Origin of the sequence: Polynucleobacter sp. JS-JIR-II-50 (assembly GCF_018687895.1) — a bacterium.
Lineage (GTDB): Bacteria > Pseudomonadota > Gammaproteobacteria > Burkholderiales > Burkholderiaceae > Polynucleobacter.
Window position 1 is genome coordinate 223,867 of the sequence record NZ_CP061307.1, and the last position, 20,569, is coordinate 244,435.

Sequence of the window (20,569 nt, forward strand, 5' to 3'; positions counted from 1 at the left end):
GTCTGGATTTGCGCTTAACTTCTGAGTAGTGCAATGAACTCAGTCAGCGCAAATTCGGTTGCTTGCTGCCTTACCGCTTGACGATCACCGTCAAAATGTATGGTTTTAGTGAGGGTTTGATTCTCGGTTGCCCAGCCAAAACAGACTGTGCCTACGGGCTTCTCAATGGTCCCGCCTGATGGCCCGGCAATCCCGGTAATGGAAATAGCCACGTTGCTTCTTGAATTGATCCGCGCACCTTCAGCCATGGCCTTGGCCACTGGCTCGCTGACAGCCCCATGGGACTCAATTAACTGGGCTGGGACATCCAGACACTCCATTTTCGCCTCATTGCTGTAAGTAATGTAGCCACGCTCGAACCACTCGCTTGAGCCCGCAAGTTCAGTCAGAGTGGCGGATACAAGACCACCAGTACAGGATTCCGCGAGCGATACCGTCCAATTTCTGGAAAGTAAAATCTCAGCTAAGGTTTTGGTGAGATCGGTTGAGTTCATTATCTAATGAGAAACTGTATCAAGGCTATTGCGAGCAGCGTGCAAAATGCAGCGGCAAGATCATCGACCACAATTCCAAATCCTCGCCAAATGATTTGCAAGAAGCTTGATCGCTGAGTGCTATCACTTGAAGTATTTTTAAAGTGACGATCGATCATGCCAATAGGACCTGGTTTGATTGCATCAAAAAATCGGAATAGCGCAAAAGCACTCAGCTGCATCCAAATGCTAGCTGGCATGATGAAGATAAGCACCAGCCAGAAAGCGACGATTTCATCCCAAACAATTCCACCAAAATCTTTTTTACCAAGCTCTTCGCTGACATGGCCGCAGATCCAGCAGCCAAGCAAAATGCTGCCACCAATGATCCAGAGAAAGTCTGCTGTACTGAAAAAGTATTCGCCCAATAGGAATGCAGCCCAGGCCCAAAGGGTGCCAGCAGTTCCTGGAGCTACAGGACTTAGCCCACTTCCAAAGCCAAAGGCAATGGTGCGACTGGCAGTTTGAAAAACCCATTTGAAGTTTGGTTTCACTTCTGCGGAATGCTCAACATTAGTCATCATGCAAAGTGGTCAAATGAATTGAGGAAAGGTGCTGCTTGCGAATCACTCAGCAGGGCTCCTGATGCGTCTAGTAAATATACCCTTGCTTGACCATCTTTTTGCGGAAGTATTTTTCCAATGAGGGTTAGTGGCAAGTGAAGTGATTTACTAATCCCCTGTATTTTTTCCTGCTGGCTTGATGGTGCAGTAAAGCAAAGCTCATAATCATCACCACCGCATGCGGCAAATAAATTTTGAATAGAAGATTCTTGTTTTTTCAAGATGCTCGATTTTGGTAATCGATCCAACTGAATTTGTGCATCAACTTGTGATTGCTTCAAGATGTGGTGTAAATCACCCAGCAACCCATCAGAGACATCTAAAGCTGCGCTCGCAACGTTTCTCAATTGGATACCTAATTCAAGCCGTGGCGATGGTTGATGCATCCGGTGTTCTATTTGTTGCAAATCTTCGCCAGATAGATTTATTTCATGACGCAGTGCAGCAAGAGTGAGTCTTGCATCTCCAACGGTTCCCGAGACCCAAATATCATCACCCGCCTTTGCTCCTGATCTGCGAATGGCTTTACCGGCGGGGATGCTGCCAAAGGCGGTGATAGAGATGGTAAGAGGGCCAGCAGTAGTATCGCCTCCAATCAGGGGGCAGGAATACTCCTTGGCAATGGCAAACAGGCCTTTAGAGAAAGCCTCTAGCCAAGCTTCATCTATTTTTGGGAGGGCGATAGCCAAGGTAAATCCCAGTGGTTTCGCCCCCATTGCTGCTAGGTCTGAAAGGTTAACTGCTAGGGCTTTGCGGGCTAGTGGGGCGGGATCGGCGCCTGTAAAAAAGTGCCTGCCTTCAACCAACATATCGCTAGTAATGGCTATTTCTTCATTCGCAGGTGGTTTGATCAGGGCGCAGTCATCACCAATACCTAAGGGAATGCCTTGATTTGTATTGGTGCGCAAGGAATCCGCACCCGTTTTGAAAAAACGATCAATGAGGTCAAATTCACCGAGGGGGGTGTGATGAGAAGACATGCCCCATTTTATGGTGGTTATGAGGTGAATGTCCGAGAGGAATAGAATTGAAGTCTTACAAGTCTTAGATAATTGAAGATAAGACAGAACTTAGCGAGTTAGTGGATGAGCAAAGAAAATAATAAAGAGCAACAAATTGCGGCCTTAAGAGAGGCGGCGCTTCAGTACCACGAGTTTCCGACTCCGGGAAAAATTGAAATTGCCCCAACAAAGCAATTAACAAATCAACGAGACTTAGCGCTGGCATACACGCCTGGCGTTGCAGCGCCTTGCGAAGAGATTGTTAAAGATCCGGCGAATGCATTCAAGTACACAGCACGTGGAAATTTAGTTGGTGTTATTACGAACGGCACTGCCGTTTTAGGTTTGGGAAATATTGGACCGCTGGCAAGTAAGCCAGTGATGGAAGGTAAAGCAGTTCTTTTTAAGAAGTTTGCTGGCATTGACGTTTTCGATATTGAAGTCAATGAAAATGATCCCGATAAGTTGGTAGAAATTATTGCGGCATTAGAGCCAACTTTTGGCGGTATTAATTTAGAAGATATTAAAGCGCCCGATTGTTTTGTCGTTGAGCGTAAGTTGCAAGCACGCATGAAGATCCCGGTCTTCCATGATGACCAACACGGTACGGCGATTGTGGTTGCAGCCGCCATCATCAATGGTTTGAAGGTGGTTGGTAAAAAAGTAGAAGACGTTAAGTTGGTTACTTCAGGGGCGGGCGCTGCTGCGCTAGCCTGCTTAGATCTATTGGTTGATTTAGGTATTCAGCGTAAAAATATTTGGGTTACTGACTTGGCTGGCGTTGCTTACAAAGGTCGCAAAGAGTTGATGGATCCAGAGAAGGAGCCATTCTGCCAGGATACGGATCTGCGCACGCTTGATCAAGCGATTGAAGGTGCAGATATTTTCTTAGGCCTTTCTGCTGGCGGTGTGCTTAAACAAGATATGGTGAAGAAGATGGCGCCGAAGCCATTGGTTTATGCCTTGGCAAACCCAACCCCAGAAATCTTGCCCGAAGAAGTGAAAGCAGTTCGTCCAGATGCAGTGATGGCAACAGGCCGTACTGATTATCCGAACCAAGTAAATAATGTTTTGTGTTTCCCATTCATCTTCCGCGGTGCATTAGATGTGGGTGCAACAACGATTACCCGTGGCATGGAAGTCGCAGCGGTCAAGGCTGTAGCGGAATTGGCTCAAGCGGAACAGAGTGAGGTGGTTGCCTCTGTTTACGGCATTGAGAACCTATCATTTGGTCCAGAGTATTTAATTCCGAAGCCATTTGATCCGCGCTTGATCACGGTAATTGCTCCAGCAGTAGCCAAGGCAGCAATGGATGATGGCGTAGCTTCTCGCCCGATTAAAGATTTCGACGCTTATCGTAATCAGTTGCAGCAATTCGTGTACCACTCTGGTACTTTGATGAAGCCACTCTTTAGTATTGCTAAACGTGTACCAGCAAATCAAAAACGTATTGTGTTTGCTGAGGGTGAAGATGAGCGTGTATTGCGTGCAGTACAGATCATCATTGATGAGCATCTCGCAACCCCAATCCTGATTGGTCGTCCAGCAGTGATCGAACATCGTATCGAGAAGTTTGGCCTGCGTATGAAGGCAGGGGATGATTTTGAGATTGTGAATCCAGAGAATGATTCACGCTTCCGTGATTTCTGGCAGACCTACCTTGCGCTCACTGAGCGTAAGGGTGTCACACAGTCGTTTGCTAAGCTTGAGGTGCGCCGCCGTAATAGCTTGATTGGCAGCCTGTTGATTCAAAAAGGTATGGCGGATGGCATGATTTCTGGCACGGTCGGCAATATCGCTACTCACTTAAAGTATGTTGATGAAGTGATTGGACATGAGCCCGGTGCAAATGTATATGGTGCGATGTCAGGTTTGATCCTTCCCGGTCGCCAAGTATTTTTAGTGGACACCCATATCAATCTTGATCCTACTGCTGAGCAGTTAGCAGACCTCACTCTCATGGCCGCAAGTGAAATGAGAAAGTTAGGGCTGGCTCCTAAAGTTGCCTTGCTGTCTCATTCGAATTTTGGCTCCAGCAACGCGCCTTCCGCAGTCAAGATGCGAGAAGTGTTGGCATTGCTCCAAAAGGCAGATCCAACTTTAGAGGTTGATGGAGAGATGCATGGCGATAGCGCTTTAGATGCGAGCATTCGCGAAGGTGCCGTATCTTCATCCTCACTGAAGGGCGATGCGAATCTGTTGGTCCTGCCAAATATTGATGCAGCAAATATTTCTTACAACTTGCTAAAAACAGCAGCAGGCAATGGCATTGCAATCGGTCCATTGTTGCTGGGTGTTGCTAAGCCTATTCACATTCTCACCCCGGCCGCAACTGTGCGTCGTATTGTGAATGTGACAACTTTGGCGGTTGTAGAGGCAGCCAGTAACGCCAGAGGTATTTCTTAAGAATTGGTAATTTATGTAAGTTAGTAATAACTTACATAAATTACTTCTATATAAATCAGTGCTTTACATAAAATGCACTGTATTTGGGCTTGATTTGATGGCGTGTTACGGGTAACCTAGCACCCATCATGAATAATCGCTCTGAAAACAGCAATACAGCCAGCTTTGACGAACATAGCCGTGCTGAAGGTTGGGATAGCAATGATCGACTGGAAACCGAATCATCCGCTGCCAACATTTATGCTGAAGGCGGCCTATCTCGTTTACAAACCTATGCAGCAAATCAAGTTTCGGGGAAAAAAGTGACAGCTTCTTGGCGTGCCGCTTTGGCCGTTCGCGATGCCGGACCGCCGGCAATGTTGCGCAGTGTGCGCCCTAATATCGTTCAATCTATTCGCGCTTTCCGCACGCCTGATTTGCAGGAAGCGGCAACTGAATTGGGTCAACACTTCATTTATGCCAATTGCGCAAATGCAATGACTAAAGGTGAGGTTTTGGAGTCGATTGCGATTGCGTACTCATTTACTAAGCAGCAGGCAAAAAATTACGATCCTTTGTTGGATGCTTTGACTACCACGGTAGACAAGTCTGGCCCACAGCCTGGATTTGTAGTGGTGCTCGAAGGTTTGCCTTGTACTCAGAAGTTTGACAAAGAAGCTCGTGAAACATTGTTGGATGTTTTCCGCGATGCTGTTGATTTCTGGGCTGAGCGCCGTACTCCATACCGCGTCTTCTATTCTTTTGCTTAATCGCTAAAGTCTTGTAAGACCTATAAATCGCCTCTACTTGAGGCGATTTTGCATTTCAGGATTCCATATGCTGTGTACGGCTGTAATAGCCACTACGCCCGCTGTTTCTGTTCTGAGTACCCGCTCCCCCAGTGAAACCAATTGATAGCCTGCTGACTCTGCTTGCGCCTCTTCTTCAGGTGAATGACCGCCTTCAGGGCCAATCATTAAGACGATATCTTGTGGATCATTTTCTATGAGTACTGAATACAGGCTTTTCGTCGCATCAGGACTGAGTAGAAGTTTGAGTGCGGGTTTTGGAGTCGCTTGTAAATAACTTTCAAAAGTTTGAATGGGCTCCAGGCTGGCAAGGACAGTGCGATCGCATTGTTCGCATGCAGCTTGAATGATGCCCTCCCAGTGGGCAAGTCTTTTTTGGGCGCGCTCTAGGTCGCTGGAGCGGGTTAACTTGAGGATGGAGCGTTCACATTGCATGGGGGCAATATTTTGGGCGCCCGTTTCTACCGCTTTTTCAACAATCCAGTCCATTTTGTCGCCGCCAGCCAGCCCTTGAGCCAGGGTAATGGCATATGGGGTCTCACGATGGGTGTCGGTGCGGATATCCGTTAGCTGGACTTGACCCGTTTTCCCACTCAAGGAGAGGAGCTCACCCTTGGCAACTTGCCCCTTTCCATCAAATACAGGGAAGAATTCCCCAGCTTGGACGCGCCTAACGCGCAAATGGTGGGCAACCTCTGGGGTGAGGGTAGTTGGCTTTTGGGATTCCCATGGTCCGGGAAGATAAAATTGAGGCATTACTGAAATATAGCCAATTAATTTTCCAGAGACCACTTTTACGATGTCAAACCTTCAAATTCGTATGGCCAATGCCATTCGCGCCTTATCCATGGATGCAGTACAGCAGGCAAATTCAGGTCACCCTGGTATGCCAATGGGTATGGCAGATATTGCTGTTGGTCTTTGGAATGAACATTTAAAACATAATCCAACAGATCCTCATTGGATTGATCGTGATCGTTTTGTTTTATCTAATGGTCATGGATCCATGCTGTTGTATTCACTCTTGCATCTTTCTGGCTACAACCTGCCGATTGAAGAGTTAAAAAATTTCCGTCAATTGCATAGCAAAACTCCAGGACATCCTGAGTATGGAATTACTCCCGGCGTAGAAACAACCACTGGTCCATTGGGTCAAGGAATTTCCAATGCAGTAGGAATGGCGCTCGCAGAAAAATTATTAGCAGAAGAATTTAATCGACCTGGCCTTAACATCGTTGATCACTACACCTACGTATTTCTAGGCGATGGTTGCTTGATGGAAGGGATTAGTCACGAAGTGTGTTCTTTGGCTGGCACACTGAAGCTGAATAAGCTCATTGCATTGTGGGATGACAACGGCATCTCGATTGATGGCAAGGTTGTTTCTTGGTTTAACGAAGACACTCCTAAGCGTTTTGAAGCCTATGGCTGGAACGTTATTCGCGCTGTTGATGGCCATGATGCAGAAGCCGTATCTGCTGCGATCGCCCAGGCTAAAAAGAGTGATAAGCCAACCCTGATCTGCTGCAAGACCGCCATTGGCCAAGGCTCACCCAATATGGCGGGCAGCGATAAAGTGCACGGTTCACCATTAGGCGCTGCTGAAATTGCTGAAACTCGTGTTGCATTGAATTGGCCATACGCACCATTTGAAATTCCAAAAGATATTTATTCGGCATGGGATTTTAAAAAGCGTGGACAAGCGGCTGAGCATGAGTGGAATAAAGAATTCCAGAAATACAAAAACAAATTTCCAGAACTTGCTGCCGAATTGCAACGCCGTATGGCAGGTGATTTATCTAAAGATTTTTCAGCGACATTAAATACGTATTTAAAAACTTGCCAAACTAAAGCAGAAACAATTGCGACTCGTAAAGCAAGTCAGAACGCGATCGAAGCTTTGGCACCTGCTTTGCCAGAATTCATGGGAGGCTCTGCCGACTTAACAGGATCTAATCTCACTAATTGGTCTTCATGCAAACCTGTGCGCGCTGATCAATGGGGTAACCATATTAATTACGGCGTTCGTGAATTTGGTATGAGCGCCATCATGAACGGTATCGCCTTACATGGTGGTTACATCCCATTTGGCGGCACATTCTTAACCTTCTCAGATTACAGTCGTAACGCTTTGCGTATGGCTGCCTTAATGAAATTGCGTAGTATTTTTGTCTTCACTCACGACTCAATTGGCTTGGGTGAAGATGGCCCAACCCATCAGTCTGTAGAACATGTAGCCAGTCTGCGCCTGATTCCTAATTTGATGGTTTGGCGTCCTTGTGACACTACGGAGAGTGCTGTAGCTTGGGGCTCAGCGATTGAGCGTAAAAATGGACCTAGCGCCCTGATCTTTAGTCGTCAGAACTGCCCATTTGTATCGCGTACTCCTGCGCAAATTAAAGATATTGCACGCGGTGGTTACGTCTTGCGCGACCCGTCTGGCAAGATTGATGCAGTCATTATTGCTACCGGTTCTGAAATTGCTCTCGCATTACAAACTGCACAGCAGTTAGAAAAAGAAGGCCTGGGTATTCGAGTAGTTTCGATTCCTTCAACCACTGTCTTTGATCAGCAAGATCCTGCATATAAAGCAAAAGTATTGCCAGCTAATATTCCGCGCATTGCGGTTGAAGCGGGTGTGAGTGATTTCTGGTGGAAGTATGGTTGCGCAGCAGTTCATGGCGTAGATACCTTTGGTGAGTCTGCGCCTGCGCCAGTGCTGTATGAATATTTTGGATTAACGGCTGACCAGATTGCGAAGACAGTCAAACAATGCATTGCAAAGAAGTAATAGAAATGCGAAATAAATTCAATATTAGCAAGGGGAAATAAATGACAATTCGTATCGCAATTAATGGTTATGGGCGTATTGGCCGCATGGTATTGCGTGCTTTGTATGAAGATCAAGTAAATGGTAAGCCACGTCGTGATATCAAGATCGTCGCAATTAATGCGATGGGAGATATTGCTATTAACGCCCATCTTACAAAGTATGACTCTGCTCATGGCCGTTTCCCAGCCGACGTATCTGTTGATGGTGATTGCATGGTGGTGAATGGCGATCGTATCAAAATGTTCTGCACACGTAATCCTGCAGAAACCCCATGGGGTGAGTTGGGTGTGGATTTAGTTTTGGAATGTACTGGTAAGTTCACTTCAAAAGAAAAGGCGATGATTCATATTGAGCAGGGCGCGAAGAAAGTATTGATTTCTGCTCCCGGTGAAAAAGATGTAGACGCAACTATTGTGTACGGCGTAAATCAAAATGTTTTGAAGCCAAGCGATGTGGTTGTATCAAATGCCAGTTGCACAACAAACTGTTTGGCTCCATTAGTAAAGCCGCTCTTAGAAAAGATTGGTATTGAATCTGGCTTGATGACTACGATTCATGCTTTCACAAATGACCAAGTATTAACTGATGTGTATCACAAGGATATGCGTCGTGCGCGTTCTGCTGTTACCAGCATGATCCCAACGAAGACGGGCGCTGCTAAAGCGGTGGGTTTGGTTCTGCCCGCCTTAGCTGGTCGCTTTGATGGTTTCGCGATGCGCGTGCCTGTGATTAACGTTTCTGTAGTCGACCTTACTTTTGCTGCTAGTCGCGCCACCAGCATTGACGAAGTGAATGCCATTCTGAAGAGTGCTAGCGAAGGTGAGCTCAAAGGCATTTTGGGCTTCAATACATTGCCATTGGTATCTATCGACTTTAACCATGACCCACGCCCAAGTATTTACGACGCCTCCCAAACTCGCGTCTCTGCGGATGGCAAGCTGGTGAAGGTGTTGGCTTGGTATGACAACGAATGGGGTTATTCAGTGCAGATGCTCAATGCTGCTGAAGCATTAATGGCTGTAAAGTAAGAAAAATTGATAAGAGTCGCTAAGAGTGTTTAAAAGATGTTAAAAAACGCTTAAATCTTCTTTTTCGGCTTAATTTTGTAAAAAAGACCTCAATTTGAGGTCTTTTTTGCTTCTATAGTGCTGAAAACAGCTTATTTTGGCCGTTTTATTTAGCTTGTTTGTTGCGGCAATTCTTCTTTAAGCAGTGGCCATACATGGCTAAAGAATGCTCTTGGAGCTTAAAACCGAGGTTTTTAGCAATATCACGCTGCCTTTTTTCAATGGCTTCGTCTACAAATTCCTCTACATGGCCACAATCAATGCAAACCAAGTGGTCGTGGTGCTGACCCTCATTTAATTCGTAGATTGCCCTGCTATCACCTTTGCTAGATTCAAAATGGCTACGCAATAGAAGGCCGGCCCGCTCAAATTGGGTGAGAACCCGGTAAACCGTTGCCAGACCGATCTCTTTATCTTCTTTGGCTAAGGCCATAAAGACATCTTCGGCGCTAAAGTGGGTTCCACCGTTTTGATGAAAAAAATCGAGGATTTTCATCCTTGGGCCGGTAGCTTTTAGGCCAATATCGCGTAAATCTTCAGGGCTAGGGTTTTGGGTCATATTTATGGCATTGGGAGCTAAAATCAATGTCTTAATGATACGGCCAGCCATGCAAAATTGCCTTGAACTTTTTACCCGCTTTTTGAACCCGTTTTTGAAGGGTGTTTATTCCCCTGCTCGATTGGGTCTGGTGTCTTTGGCTCTACTGGGATTGATGGGGGTTGTTGGGTGCACTTCTGCTGTTGATGAAACTCAACGCGCTTGGATGAATAAGGTTTTTAGGCCATATGTTCCTGATGTAGTGCAAGGCAACTTCATCTCGAGCGAGCAATATTCTAAATTGCAACTAGGCATGACACGCGAACAGGTGCGTCAAATTATGGGTACACCATTATTGGCCAGTTACTTTCACGCGAATCGCTGGGATTATATTTTTGAATTTAAGCGCGCTGGACAGAAGGTTGGTAAAGAACGTCACGTGACTGTGTTTTTTGATGGCGACAAAGTGGTGAAGTTTGAAGGTGACGCTTTGCCAACAGAAGTTGAGATGGTTGCTGAGATCGATAACTACGCTAAAACCAAACGCTCGTTCTGGGAAGTCATCACGGGTACCAATAAGCCACCAGTCACGCCGCCATTGCAGCAACCCGAACTCATGGTGCCAAGTAAAACGGATAATTTGGCAGCGGGTGCGGCTATACCACCAGCTACTACTGGTGGCTCGTTCTGGGATTTTTTTAGCTTTTCTAAAAAGGATCCAAATGTTCAGCCTGAGCCATTAGGGCCTGGGGCTCTCAATGTTCCGCAGGCTAGTGAAGCCAAGTAAAAATTACTTATGTGTTGATGCTGAAGTAAGTTGTTTCAGCAACTTTTAATAAGAAGTGAAGAAAAATGATGAAGATTGCAATTGCAGGGGCAACAGGCCGTATGGGTAGGATGTTGATTGAGGCTGTTCTCAATACAACTGATGCACAGTTGGTGGGTGCGCTTGAACACAATGCTTGCCCACAGCTGGGTGAAGACGCTGGCGCCTTCTTGGGGAAAAAGACGGGCGTACTGATTTCTTCTGATGTTGCTCAGGTTTTAGCTCATGCGCAATTCTTAATCGACTTCACTAGGCCTGAAGGCACTATGGCCCATTTGGCTGTTGCTGAAAAGACGGGTACCAAAATGATTATCGGTACAACAGGCCTAACTACCGATCAAATTGCTAGCTTGAAAAAAGCGTCTGCAAAGTTGGCGATTGTTTTTGCGCCAAACATGAGCGTGGGTGTGAATGCCACTTTTAAGTTGCTGGAGATTGCGGCAAAGATGCTCAATCAAGGTTATGACATTGAGATTATTGAAGCGCATCATAAGCACAAGGTCGATGCCCCTTCTGGTACCGCACTCAAGATGGGTGAGGTGATTGCGAATGCTTTAGGTGAAAAGCTTGATGATGTTGCTGTGTATGCCCGCGAAGGTCATACCGGTGAACGTAAAGAAGGCTCCATTGGTTTTGCAACCATTCGTGGTGGCGATATTGTTGGCGACCATACTGTCTTATTTGCAGGTGATGGCGAACGTATTGAAATCAGTCATAAATCTTCCAGCCGTCAATCCTATGCGCAAGGTTCATTGCGTGCAACCCGTTTCTTGCAAAACCAAAGTGCTGGTTTATTCGATATGCAAGATGTTCTTGGCTTACGCAAATAATTAGTCAATTAATTAAAAATAGAAGAAAAGAGTTGTCGAAGAATGAGTAAGGATTACGACTACCGCAGTATTGAAGCGGCAGCGCAAGCTGATTGGGAAAGTGCGCAAGTCTATCAAGTGGCAGAGAACGCAGTGGATGCGCAGGGCAAGCAGAAGCCAAAGTACTATGCCTGCTCAATGTTGCCTTACCCATCTGGCAAGCTCCACATGGGGCACGTGCGCAACTACACCATTAACGATGTAATGGCGCGCCAGCTTCGCATGCAAGGCTTTAATGTTCTCATGCCTATGGGTTGGGATGCTTTTGGGATGCCCGCTGAAAATGCAGCGATTCAGAATAAAGTGCCCCCCGCTAAGTGGACCTACGACAACATTGCTTACATGAAAAAGCAAATGGCTGCGATGGGTTTAGCAATTGATTGGTCACGTGAAGTTGCTACCTGTAGCCCTGATTACTATCGTTGGAACCAGTGGCTCTTTTTAAAGATGCTCGAAAAGGGTATCGCCTATCGTAAAACGCAAGTCGTGAATTGGGATCCAATTGATCAAACGGTTTTAGCGAATGAGCAAGTGATTGATGGTCGTGGTTGGCGCTCTGGCGCTTTAGTAGAGAAGCGCGAGATCCCTGGTTATTACTTCAATATCACTGCGTATGCAGAACCATTGCTTTCTGGTTTAGATGGCTTGGGTTGGCCTGAGCGTGTCAAGACCATGCAGCAAAACTGGATTGGTAAAAGTCGGGGCGTACGCTTTGCTTTTAAGCATGATATTGCTGACGATCACGGTAACTTTATTCAAGATGGTCTTTTGTATGTGTTCACCACCCGTGCAGATACCATCATGGGCGTTACGTTCTGTGCGGTAGCGGCTGAGCACCCGTTGGCTGCTAAAGCAGCTACTAACAATCCCGAGCTTGCCGCATTCATTGAGAAATGCAAAACAGGTAGCGTGATCGAGGCTGATTTAGCTACCCAAGAAAAAGAGGGAATGTTCACTGGTTTGTATGTCACGCATCCATTGACGCACGAGCCAGTCCCAGTTTGGGTCGGTAACTACGTATTAATGTCTTATGGCGATGGCGCAGTGATGGGTGTCCCTGCGCACGACGAGCGCGATTTTGCTTTTGCACTCAAGTACGACTTGCCAATTAAGCAAGTGATCGCACTTCAAGGCGAATCTCCTATGTTTAATACCACTCGCTGGGAAGATTGGTATGCCCAAAAAGAGGGTGTTGTTTGCTTTAATAGTGCTCAGTTTGACGGTCTATCGCATGAAGAGGCTGTGAGTGCTGTTGCGAAAGAATTAGAAAAGCTTGGTATTGGTGAAATCAAAACCACCTATCGCTTGCGCGATTGGGGAATTTCTCGTCAGCGCTATTGGGGTACCCCAATTCCGATTATTCATTGTGGCGATGAGGGTAATCCTGGTTGTGGAGCTGTGCCTGTTCCAGAGGCAGATCTGCCAGTCGTGTTGCCGGAAGATTGTGTGCCAGATGGCAGCGGTAATCCGTTGAATAAACGCGCGGACTTCTTAAACGTCAAATGTCCGAAGTGCGGTAAGCCTGCGCGCCGTGAAACTGACACCATGGATACCTTTGTAGATTCCTCTTGGTATTTCATGCGCTATACCGGACCCAATGCTAAGACTATGGTCGATGAGCGCAATGAATATTGGATGCCGATGGATCAGTACATTGGCGGCATTGAGCATGCAATTTTGCATTTACTCTATGCGCGCTTCTGGACTAAGGTCATGCGCGATCTCAATCTCATCACGTTTGACGAGCCCTTCCAGAATTTGCTGACCCAAGGTATGGTTCTCAATGAGACTTACTATTCTGAAGATGCTTCGGGTAAAAAGACTTGGCTTAACCCCTTGGATGTGGAATTGGATCTTGATGAAAAGGGTCGTCCGCAAGGCGCCAAGTTGATAGGTGACGCTTCAAATGCACCAGTCATCATTGGTGGTGTTGAGAAGATGTCTAAGAGTAAGAACAATGGCGTTGATCCTCAATCATTAATTGATCAATATGGCGCAGATACTGCGCGTTTATTCGTGATGTTTGCCGCCCCTCCTGAGCAACAGTTGGAGTGGTCTGGCGCTGGTGTGGATGGCGCCTCTCGTTTCTTGCGTCGGGTCTGGATGTATTCCAACACTCAAGCAGGCGCATTGCGTGACGCTTCTGATAGCTTGCCTAGTAACTTGAGTGATGCTGAAAAAGAACTGCGTCGTGAAGTGCATACGATTTTGAAGCAAGCTAATTTTGACTATCAACGTCGTCAATACAACACGGTGGTTTCTGCGGCGATGAAGATGCTCAATATTCTTGAGCCAATCAAGCTGGATCAGGGTGCCACAATTAGTGCGCCTGTCCTACGTGAATGCTTAAGTATCCTATTGCGCGTTCTCTACCCAGTTGTTCCCCATCTCACTCATGTGTTGTGGAAAGATGTGGGCTATGCCAAGAGCTTTGGCCCATTGCTGGATGCTTCTTGGCCCTCAGTAGATGAAGCGGCCTTGATTCAGACTGAAATTACTTTAATGCTCCAGATTAATGGCAAGTTGCGTGGCGATATTAAGGTACCAGCAGATGCCAGCAAAGAGCAGGTTGAGTCATTGGCCTTACAAAGTGAGCCCGCACAAAAAGCTTTGAATGGCAATTCACCGAAAAAAGTGATTGTAGTGCCCGGTCGTTTGGTCAATATTGTTGCCTAACCTTTTATAGAAACTAAAGCGATGAGCGTAAATCACCTGCGACGTGCAATGCTGGGTTTAATTGCCACAGCACCTCTGAGTGGCTTGATTGCTTGCGGGTATCGCTTGCGGGGCATGGTGGATTTACCATTCAAGGTTATTGCGATTACGGGTAACCCATCTCCACCACTGAGAGCAGACTTGCAGGCAGCGATCTTGACTGGCACCGATGCCAAGGTTGCCATTAATCCCAAAGATGCAGATCTCATCTTGGAAATCACCAACGATATTAATGGTCGTGAGATTTTGGCCTACAACTCCAATGGTCAAGTATCAGCTTATCGCCTCAATATTCGTGTTGGCTTTAGAGCCTTTGATTTAGCTGGAGCAGAAATTGTTCCTGAGGCGGAAATTTACATGACTCGCGATATGGACTTCACAGTTTCAACGGTGTTGGCTACTGATGTTCAGATTCAGCAATTCCTAACTCTCATGCGTAAGGATTTGGCTATTCAAATCTTACGTCGCGTCGCTGCTGCTGCAAGAGCGCCGCAATCAAGAGCTTTCTAGAGGTCAATTAAGGCATGGTTAAAGTTGATGCCTTACAAGTGCACCTCAAGTCCTTGAGTTCTGGTGGCGCTATGTTGCCGCTGTATGTTTTTAGTGGCGATGAGCCGCTGTTGATGATGGAGGCGATGGATCAATTGCGATCCGCTGCCAAGAAACAAAACTTCACTGAACGCGAAGTCTTGTTGCAGGAGCGTGGATTTGATTGGAGTGCTCTTCTGAATGCAGGTCAGACCATGTCTTTGTTTGGAGACAAGCGTTTGGTCGAGTTGCGTATTCCAACCGGTAAGCCTGGGCGCGATGGAGCGGATGCTTTAAAGCAGTTCGCTGCGCAAATTGCCTCTCAGTTAACCGGGCCTGATGGTCCAGATACCGTTGTCTGTATTGTGTTGCCTCGCTTGGATGGCAAGACTAAGACTTCTGCGTGGTTCAGTGCTTTGGACGATGCCGGTATGGCTATTCAGATAGATTCTTTGGATCGCAGTCACTTGCCGCAGTGGATTTCTGGGCGTTTAAAGCGCCAAGATCAAGAGGTGGAGTCCGGCCCTGAAGGGCAGCGCGCGCTTGAATTTATTGCCGATCAAGTAGAGGGTAATTTAATTGCCGCCCATCAAGAAATATTGAAGTTGGGGTTGTTATATCCCGTCGGAAAACTAAGCGAGGAGCAAATTCGCTCATCCATTCTGAAGGTGGCACGCTACAACGTGTTTGAATTGACTGAAGCAATGCTGGCTGCAGATCTGGCTAGGCTCAATCGCATGCTAGATGGCCTCAAAGGTGAGGGCGAGCCGCTGGTATTGATTCTGTGGAGCGTCACCGAAGAGCTTCGGATACTATCTAAATTGAAAGCAGCTAGTGATGCTGGTGAATCTGTGCAGAACTTGATGCGGGCTAACCGAATTTGGGGAAATAAAGAGCGTTTATACCCAGCGGCGTTGAGAAGGGTTCAGCCCCTCAAGCTGCGAAGAGCAATGCAGGTTGCGGCAGGATTGGATCGCCAAGTAAAGGGTTTGTATGCGGCTGAATTGCCTGCCGATCCATGGGATGGTTTGCGTTTAGTTGGAAATTTACTGCGTTAAGAAGTGCGAAACAAGACATAAGAGATTAAGAAATGATTTCATCTATTCAAGAAATGATGCAAGACATTGGAATGCGAGCGCGCGTCGCATCGCGGGCAATGGCACGTGCATCAAGTGGGCAAAAGAACCAGGCTTTATTGCATATTGCTAAAGCAGTTCGTCAGCAGAGCGCCGAAATTCAGAGAGTTAATCAAGTCGATGTAGAGCGTGCGAAAGGGAGTGGCCAAGATGCTGCTTTTATTGATCGCCTCACCATGACTCCTAAAACGATTGAAACTATGGCTTTGGGTTTAGAGCAAATAGTTTCCTTGGATGACCCAATTGGAAAAATTTCTGCTTTACAAAAGCAGGCTTCCGGCATTGAGTTAGGTCAGATGCGTGTCCCTTTGGGTGTTATTGGCATCATTTATGAGTCTCGCCCAAACGTCACCATTGATGCGGCAGCATTGTGCTTAAAGTCTGGCAATGCCGTGATCTTACGCGGTGGTTCTGAGGCAATTGATTCAAATACTTTATTAGCTCAGATTATTCAAGAAGGTCTGGCTGCTGCTGGCTTGCCTAAAGATGCTGTGCAGGTGGTGGCTACTACCGATCGTAGCGCCGTCGGTGAAATGATCACGATGACCCAATATATTGATGTGATTGTGCCTCGCGGCGGTAAGAGCTTGATTGCCCGCCTCATGGCTGAAGCACGTGTGCCAATGATTAAACACTTGGATGGTATTTGTCATACTTATATTGATGCCGATGCAGATGTTGCGATGGCGGTGAAGGTGTGTGATAACGCCAAGACGCAACGCTACGCCCCTTGCAATGCGATGGAGACCTTGTTAGTCAATCAAGATATTGCACAGAAAGTCTTGCCAACGCTTTGCAAGATTTATCAAGATAAAGGTGTGGAGTTGCGGGTTGACGGTTTGACACGAAAAACGCTTGAGGCAAATGGTTTTCAGAATCTAGTCGATGCCAAAGAAGAAGATTGGCAAACTGAATACTTGGCTCCCATCTTATCTATTAAGACAGTGGCTAATATCGATGAAGCCATGAATCATATTGAGCAATACGGCAGCAAACATACTGATGCCATTATTACCAATAACAAAGCCCAGGCCGATCGCTTCTTGCGTGAAGTGGATAGTGCTAGCGTGATGGTTAATGCCAGCACTCGCTTTGCAGATGGCTTTGAGTATGGCTTAGGAGCTGAAATCGGTATCTCTAATGACAAATTGCATGCCCGTGGCCCTGTTGGTCTGGATGGCTTGACCTCATTGAAGTATGTGGTTATGGGCCATGGCGAGATTCGGTCATAAAGTAAAAAGATAAATAGAGTAAACCACATATGAGCAATGCCTACCTCTGGGTAAAAACCTTTCACATTGTCTTTATCACCTCTTGGTTCGCCGGTTTGTTTTACCTGCCCAGAATTTTTGTGAACTTGGCCGAAGAGAAAAACTCTGATGCTTATGCCCGTTTATTGGGTATGGCAGATCGCCTCTTTCGCTTTATGACTATCCTTGCTGTGCCAGCGGTACTGCTGGGTTTGACACTATGGCTTTACTTTGGCATTGGTGCTGGCGATGTCTGGATGCATGCCAAATTGTTCTTTGTGATTTTGGTGGCTGGTTATCACCATGCCTGCTTAAGTCTACTTAAGAAGTTTCGCACAGGCGTCAACAGGCGATCTGGCGTTTGGTTTCGTTGGTTTAATGAAGTGCCAGTTATCTTGTTGGTCATTATTGTTGCCTTGGTATTGTTTAAGCCCTAAGGCTAGATTTTTAATATTACTGAATACTGTTTTATTTTTTTTAATCCACTTATTTAAAGACTGTTAGCCCCATGAGATTTTTTGTTGTTTGTCCAGGCGGTTTAGAAGTGCCGCTTGCCCAGGAGCTAGCAGAGATTGCTAGACGCCCAGAATGTAAGGCATTAGGAGTATGGGTAATTGATCCTACGCCCACTAGCCCTACTGGTGGTGTTGGTCTTGCTGCACCGATTTCTGCTGCAATGGCGCTGAACTTGCATTCCCGTATTGCGAGTCGGGTGTTATTGCAAATGGCTCAAGCACCTTATCGACAAGAAGAGGACTTGTATAAATTGGCGAGCGGATTGGCGTGGGAGGAGTGGTTTAGTTCAAAGCAGACTTTACGAGTGGATGTGACAGCACATCGCTCCCCATTAAAGAGTTTAAATTTTGCAACTCTCAAAATTAAAGATGCCATCGTTGACCGTTTACGTGATGTAACTGGTGACCGTCCTAGTATCGATACTGCGTTCCCGGACGTGCGAGTGCAGGCCCATTTAACAGCTACTCAAATCACGATTTATTTGGATACTTCGGGTGAAGCATTATTTAAGCGGGGCTGGCGCGATGAAAAGGGTGACGCACCCCTGAAGGAAAACTTAGCAGCAGGTATCTTGTCGATTACCTCTTGGAAGCCGGGTCAGACTTTATTTGATCCTATGTGCGGTAGTGGCACCTTCCTGATTGAGGCTGCGCAGATAGCCTTAGCTGTTCCACCGGGCGCTATTCGTGCGGGGATGTATGGTGATGATGCCAAGCCAAGTCGATTGGCTTATCGCCCTTTAGTGACATCTGCTCATGGCTTTGGGTTTCAAAGGCTTAAGCCGTTTAATGAAACTGCCGAGCAAAAGCGCTGGGTAGATCTGAAAGAAGCGGCGCTTGCTTTGATGCTAGAAAATCGTAAGCAATATCCAAGTGTCGATGCTCTGAAAATATCCGGTGGTGATATCAACGAGAAATTAGTATCAATGTTCAAAGGCAATTGGCAAAGAGCCCAATTACCCGATCAGCCGGTAGTGCGTCAAGTTGATGCATTGGCGGCCAAAGCCCCAGGTAATCTTAGCGAGGGTGTTATGTTATTAAATCCCCCTTATGGCGAGCGTCTGGTTATTAAAGGCGGACGTGGCCAGGATCGCACTTCTAGTGAAGACGCTAATTACGATGACGAGCCTGATAATCGTTTTGAATTGAACTTGGAGACTGGTCGTCAAAGTGCTAAGCGTTCAAGTCGTGAGTCTTTGAAGAAACTTCAAGCTCAAGAAGAGCAGGATCCAAAGTTTGTGGAGTTTTTGCGTCAATTTGGTCAGCACCTCAAAGAAGATTTTGGCGGCTGGAATATCTTTGTGTTGACGGCAGATATGGCTTTGCCAGGTCAGCTACGCATTAAAGAATCTAAGCGCACACCTCTATTTAATGGTCCTTTGGAGTGCCGTTTATTCAAGTTTGAAATGCATGCCAAGCGACCAGCTTAAAGCACTCAAAAACCTTAAAATAATAGAGCAAGCTTAATGCAGCTAAATTTGAACAGCTAAAAAATATTCGGAGAGTGGAGTGATGGAATTTAAAACATATATGTGTTTGATCTGCGGTTGGGTTTATGACGAAGCCGCTGGTTTACCTGATGAAGGTATTGCACCGGGAACGCTTTGGAAAGATGTCCCCATGAATTGGACTTGCCCAGAGTGCGGGGCCCGTAAAGAAGATTTTGAAATGATGGCAATTTAATTCGGAAGTAATGATGGCAAAAGTAGATCAAAACGCAGTTTTATTTGAGCGTGCACAAAAGACGATCCCTGGGGGTGTTAACTCCCCGGTACGAGCTTTTCGTCAGGTAGGCGGAGTTCCGCGTTTTGTCACTAAAGCTAATGGCCCTTATTTTTGGGATGCCAACGGTCAGCGCTATATAGACTTGATTATGTCTTGGGGTCCGATGATTGCGGGCCATGCCAATCCCGAAGTGGTAGCTGCAGTTCAAAAAGCTGCCGAAACCAGTTTTAGTTATGGCGCGCCTACTGAGGGTGAAGTTGAATTAGCTGAGCGCATTTGCGCATTGATGCCAAGCGTTGAACAAGTACGTATGGTTTCTAGCGGAACTGAAGCAACAATGAGTGCTTTGCGTCTGGCTCGCGGTTACACTGGCCGTGACTTAATTATTAAGTTTGAGGGTTGCTATCACGGCCATGCCGATAGCCTCTTGGTCAAAGCAGGCTCAGGCTTACTTACCTTTGCGGACTCTACTCAAAATGCGCCTTCTTCTGGTGGCGTTCCGCAGGATTTGGTGAAACACACTTTAGTGCTGCCATATAACGATGTAGCGGCTATTGAAGAAGTGTTTAAAAAACAGGGCGATCAAGTTGCTGCGGTCATTATTGAGCCTATTGCTGGCAATATGAATCTCATTCAGCCTTCAAAAGAATTTTTATCAGCCATTCGAAGCTTGACGAGTAAGTATGGCAGCGTCTTAATCTATGACGAAGTGATGACTGGTTTCAGGGTTGCCTTAGGTGGCGCTCAATCCTTGCAGGGCATCACCCCTGATCTCACTTGCCTTGGTAAGGTCATGGGCGGCGGTATGCCTATGGCGGCGTTTGGTGGCAAGAAAGAGATTATGTCTAAGCTAGCTCCGCTGGGTAATGTTTATCAGGCGGGTACTTTATCCGGCAACCCAGTAGCAGTTGCTGCAGGCCTAAAAACTTTAGAGATTATTTCTCGCGAAGGTTTCTACGAATGCTTGATTGGCCAAACAGAAAAGTTGATGGCGGGTTTAAAACAAGCTGCAGATAAGGCCAACGTTCCTTTTGCTGTGGACAGCGTTGGCGGTATGTTTGGCTTTTACTTTGCCGATCAAGTGCCAACTACTTTTGAAGCGGTTACGAAAACCAATATTGATGCGTTTAAGAAATTCTTTCATCTGATGTTAGATGAAGGTGTTTATCTGGCGCCTTCAGCTTATGAAGCTGGCTTTACATCCATTGCACATGACAATGCTGTGGTCGATGCCATCATTGCTGCTGCTGAGAAATCATTCAAAAAACTTTAAAAA

General features: G+C 46.5%; 19 protein-coding genes. 14 read left to right on the top strand and 5 right to left on the bottom strand.

What is annotated here, in order from left to right; genetic code table 11:
* Positions 1 to 14: 14 nt before the first annotated feature.
* The 3 genes from FD963_RS01205 to thiL are packed head-to-tail and all read right to left on the bottom strand — an operon-like array spanning position 15 to position 2,076.
* A complete protein-coding gene (locus FD963_RS01205) occupies positions 15 to 494 on the bottom strand; it encodes a CinA family protein (protein ID WP_215362578.1) in 480 nt (159 codons plus the stop codon).
* Positions 494 to 1,054, bottom strand: coding sequence for a phosphatidylglycerophosphatase A (locus tag FD963_RS01210; protein WP_215363753.1), 561 nt, complete (start codon positions 1,052 to 1,054; stop codon positions 494 to 496). Before FD963_RS01210 ends, FD963_RS01205 begins: the two co-directional genes overlap by 1 nt.
* The gene (thiL, locus tag FD963_RS01215) at positions 1,054 to 2,076 is read right to left on the bottom strand and encodes a thiamine-phosphate kinase (RefSeq protein WP_215362579.1); all 1,023 of its coding nucleotides are present in this window, start codon (positions 2,074 to 2,076) and stop codon (positions 1,054 to 1,056) included. The genes FD963_RS01210 and thiL overlap by 1 nt, the downstream gene beginning before the upstream one ends.
* A gap of 105 nt (positions 2,077 to 2,181) precedes the next feature.
* Here thiL and FD963_RS01220 point away from each other — a divergent pair, with 105 nt between their 5' ends.
* Positions 2,182 to 4,503 carry an NADP-dependent malic enzyme gene (locus tag FD963_RS01220; protein WP_215362580.1) on the top strand — a complete coding sequence of 774 codons (2,322 nt, stop codon included), beginning with the start codon at positions 2,182 to 2,184 and terminating at the stop codon, positions 4,501 to 4,503.
* Between the two features lie 128 nt (positions 4,504 to 4,631).
* Positions 4,632 to 5,252, top strand: a complete 621-nt coding sequence (locus FD963_RS01225; protein ID WP_215362581.1) for a barstar family protein — start codon at positions 4,632 to 4,634, stop codon at positions 5,250 to 5,252.
* A gap of 33 nt (positions 5,253 to 5,285) precedes the next feature.
* Here FD963_RS01225 and FD963_RS01230 read toward each other — a convergent pair whose 3' ends face one another.
* Positions 5,286 to 6,047, bottom strand: coding sequence for a 16S rRNA (uracil(1498)-N(3))-methyltransferase (locus FD963_RS01230; RefSeq protein ID WP_215362582.1), 762 nt, complete (start codon positions 6,045 to 6,047; stop codon positions 5,286 to 5,288).
* A gap of 43 nt (positions 6,048 to 6,090) precedes the next feature.
* Between FD963_RS01230 and tkt the strand changes: the two genes are divergently transcribed.
* Both tkt and gap read left to right on the top strand, forming a co-directional pair.
* Entirely contained in the window at positions 6,091 to 8,082 is a 1,992-nt protein-coding gene (tkt, locus tag FD963_RS01235; protein ID WP_215362583.1) for a transketolase, read from the top strand.
* Positions 8,083 to 8,123: 41 nt separating this feature from the next.
* Positions 8,124 to 9,152: a type I glyceraldehyde-3-phosphate dehydrogenase gene (gap, locus tag FD963_RS01240; protein ID WP_215362584.1), complete on the top strand. Its 1,029-nt coding sequence runs from the start codon at positions 8,124 to 8,126 to the stop codon at positions 9,150 to 9,152.
* Between the two features lie 145 nt (positions 9,153 to 9,297).
* Here the strand turns inward: gap and fur are convergent, their stop codons facing one another.
* Positions 9,298 to 9,750: a ferric iron uptake transcriptional regulator gene (fur, locus tag FD963_RS01245; protein WP_072583439.1), complete on the bottom strand. Its 453-nt coding sequence runs from the start codon at positions 9,748 to 9,750 to the stop codon at positions 9,298 to 9,300.
* 82 nt (positions 9,751 to 9,832) lie between these two features.
* Between fur and FD963_RS01250 the strand changes: the two genes are divergently transcribed.
* The 10 genes from FD963_RS01250 to hemL all read left to right on the top strand — a co-directional run bounded on the left by FD963_RS01250 (position 9,833) and on the right by hemL (position 20,566).
* Positions 9,833 to 10,516 carry an outer membrane protein assembly factor BamE gene (locus tag FD963_RS01250; protein ID WP_215362585.1) on the top strand — a complete coding sequence of 228 codons (684 nt, stop codon included), beginning with the start codon at positions 9,833 to 9,835 and terminating at the stop codon, positions 10,514 to 10,516.
* Between the two features lie 68 nt (positions 10,517 to 10,584).
* The gene (gene dapB / locus FD963_RS01255) at positions 10,585 to 11,385 is read left to right on the top strand and encodes a 4-hydroxy-tetrahydrodipicolinate reductase (RefSeq protein WP_215363755.1); all 801 of its coding nucleotides are present in this window, start codon (positions 10,585 to 10,587) and stop codon (positions 11,383 to 11,385) included.
* A 42-nt stretch (positions 11,386 to 11,427) separates the two neighbouring features.
* On the top strand, positions 11,428 to 14,100 hold the full coding sequence (gene leuS / locus FD963_RS01260; protein ID WP_215362586.1) for a leucine--tRNA ligase: 2,673 nt from the start codon (positions 11,428 to 11,430) through the stop codon (positions 14,098 to 14,100).
* A 21-nt stretch (positions 14,101 to 14,121) separates the two neighbouring features.
* The gene (gene lptE, locus FD963_RS01265; protein WP_215362587.1) at positions 14,122 to 14,649 is read left to right on the top strand and encodes an LPS assembly lipoprotein LptE; all 528 of its coding nucleotides are present in this window, start codon (positions 14,122 to 14,124) and stop codon (positions 14,647 to 14,649) included.
* Positions 14,650 to 14,663: 14 nt separating this feature from the next.
* Complete coding sequence (gene holA, locus FD963_RS01270) at positions 14,664 to 15,725, top strand: DNA polymerase III subunit delta (protein WP_215362588.1); 1,062 nt, start codon at positions 14,664 to 14,666, stop codon at positions 15,723 to 15,725.
* A 32-nt stretch (positions 15,726 to 15,757) separates the two neighbouring features.
* On the top strand, positions 15,758 to 17,035 hold the full coding sequence (locus tag FD963_RS01275; RefSeq protein WP_215362589.1) for a glutamate-5-semialdehyde dehydrogenase: 1,278 nt from the start codon (positions 15,758 to 15,760) through the stop codon (positions 17,033 to 17,035).
* A 29-nt stretch (positions 17,036 to 17,064) separates the two neighbouring features.
* Positions 17,065 to 17,490 carry a CopD family protein gene (locus tag FD963_RS01280; RefSeq protein WP_215362590.1) on the top strand — a complete coding sequence of 142 codons (426 nt, stop codon included), beginning with the start codon at positions 17,065 to 17,067 and terminating at the stop codon, positions 17,488 to 17,490.
* A 71-nt stretch (positions 17,491 to 17,561) separates the two neighbouring features.
* Complete coding sequence (locus FD963_RS01285) at positions 17,562 to 18,998, top strand: class I SAM-dependent RNA methyltransferase (RefSeq protein ID WP_215362591.1); 1,437 nt, start codon at positions 17,562 to 17,564, stop codon at positions 18,996 to 18,998.
* Positions 18,999 to 19,080: 82 nt separating this feature from the next.
* A complete protein-coding gene (locus tag FD963_RS01290) occupies positions 19,081 to 19,251 on the top strand; it encodes a rubredoxin (protein ID WP_071464595.1) in 171 nt (56 codons plus the stop codon).
* A 13-nt stretch (positions 19,252 to 19,264) separates the two neighbouring features.
* Positions 19,265 to 20,566, top strand: coding sequence for a glutamate-1-semialdehyde 2,1-aminomutase (gene hemL, locus FD963_RS01295; RefSeq protein WP_215362592.1), 1,302 nt, complete (start codon positions 19,265 to 19,267; stop codon positions 20,564 to 20,566).
* Positions 20,567 to 20,569: the final 3 nt, after the last annotated feature.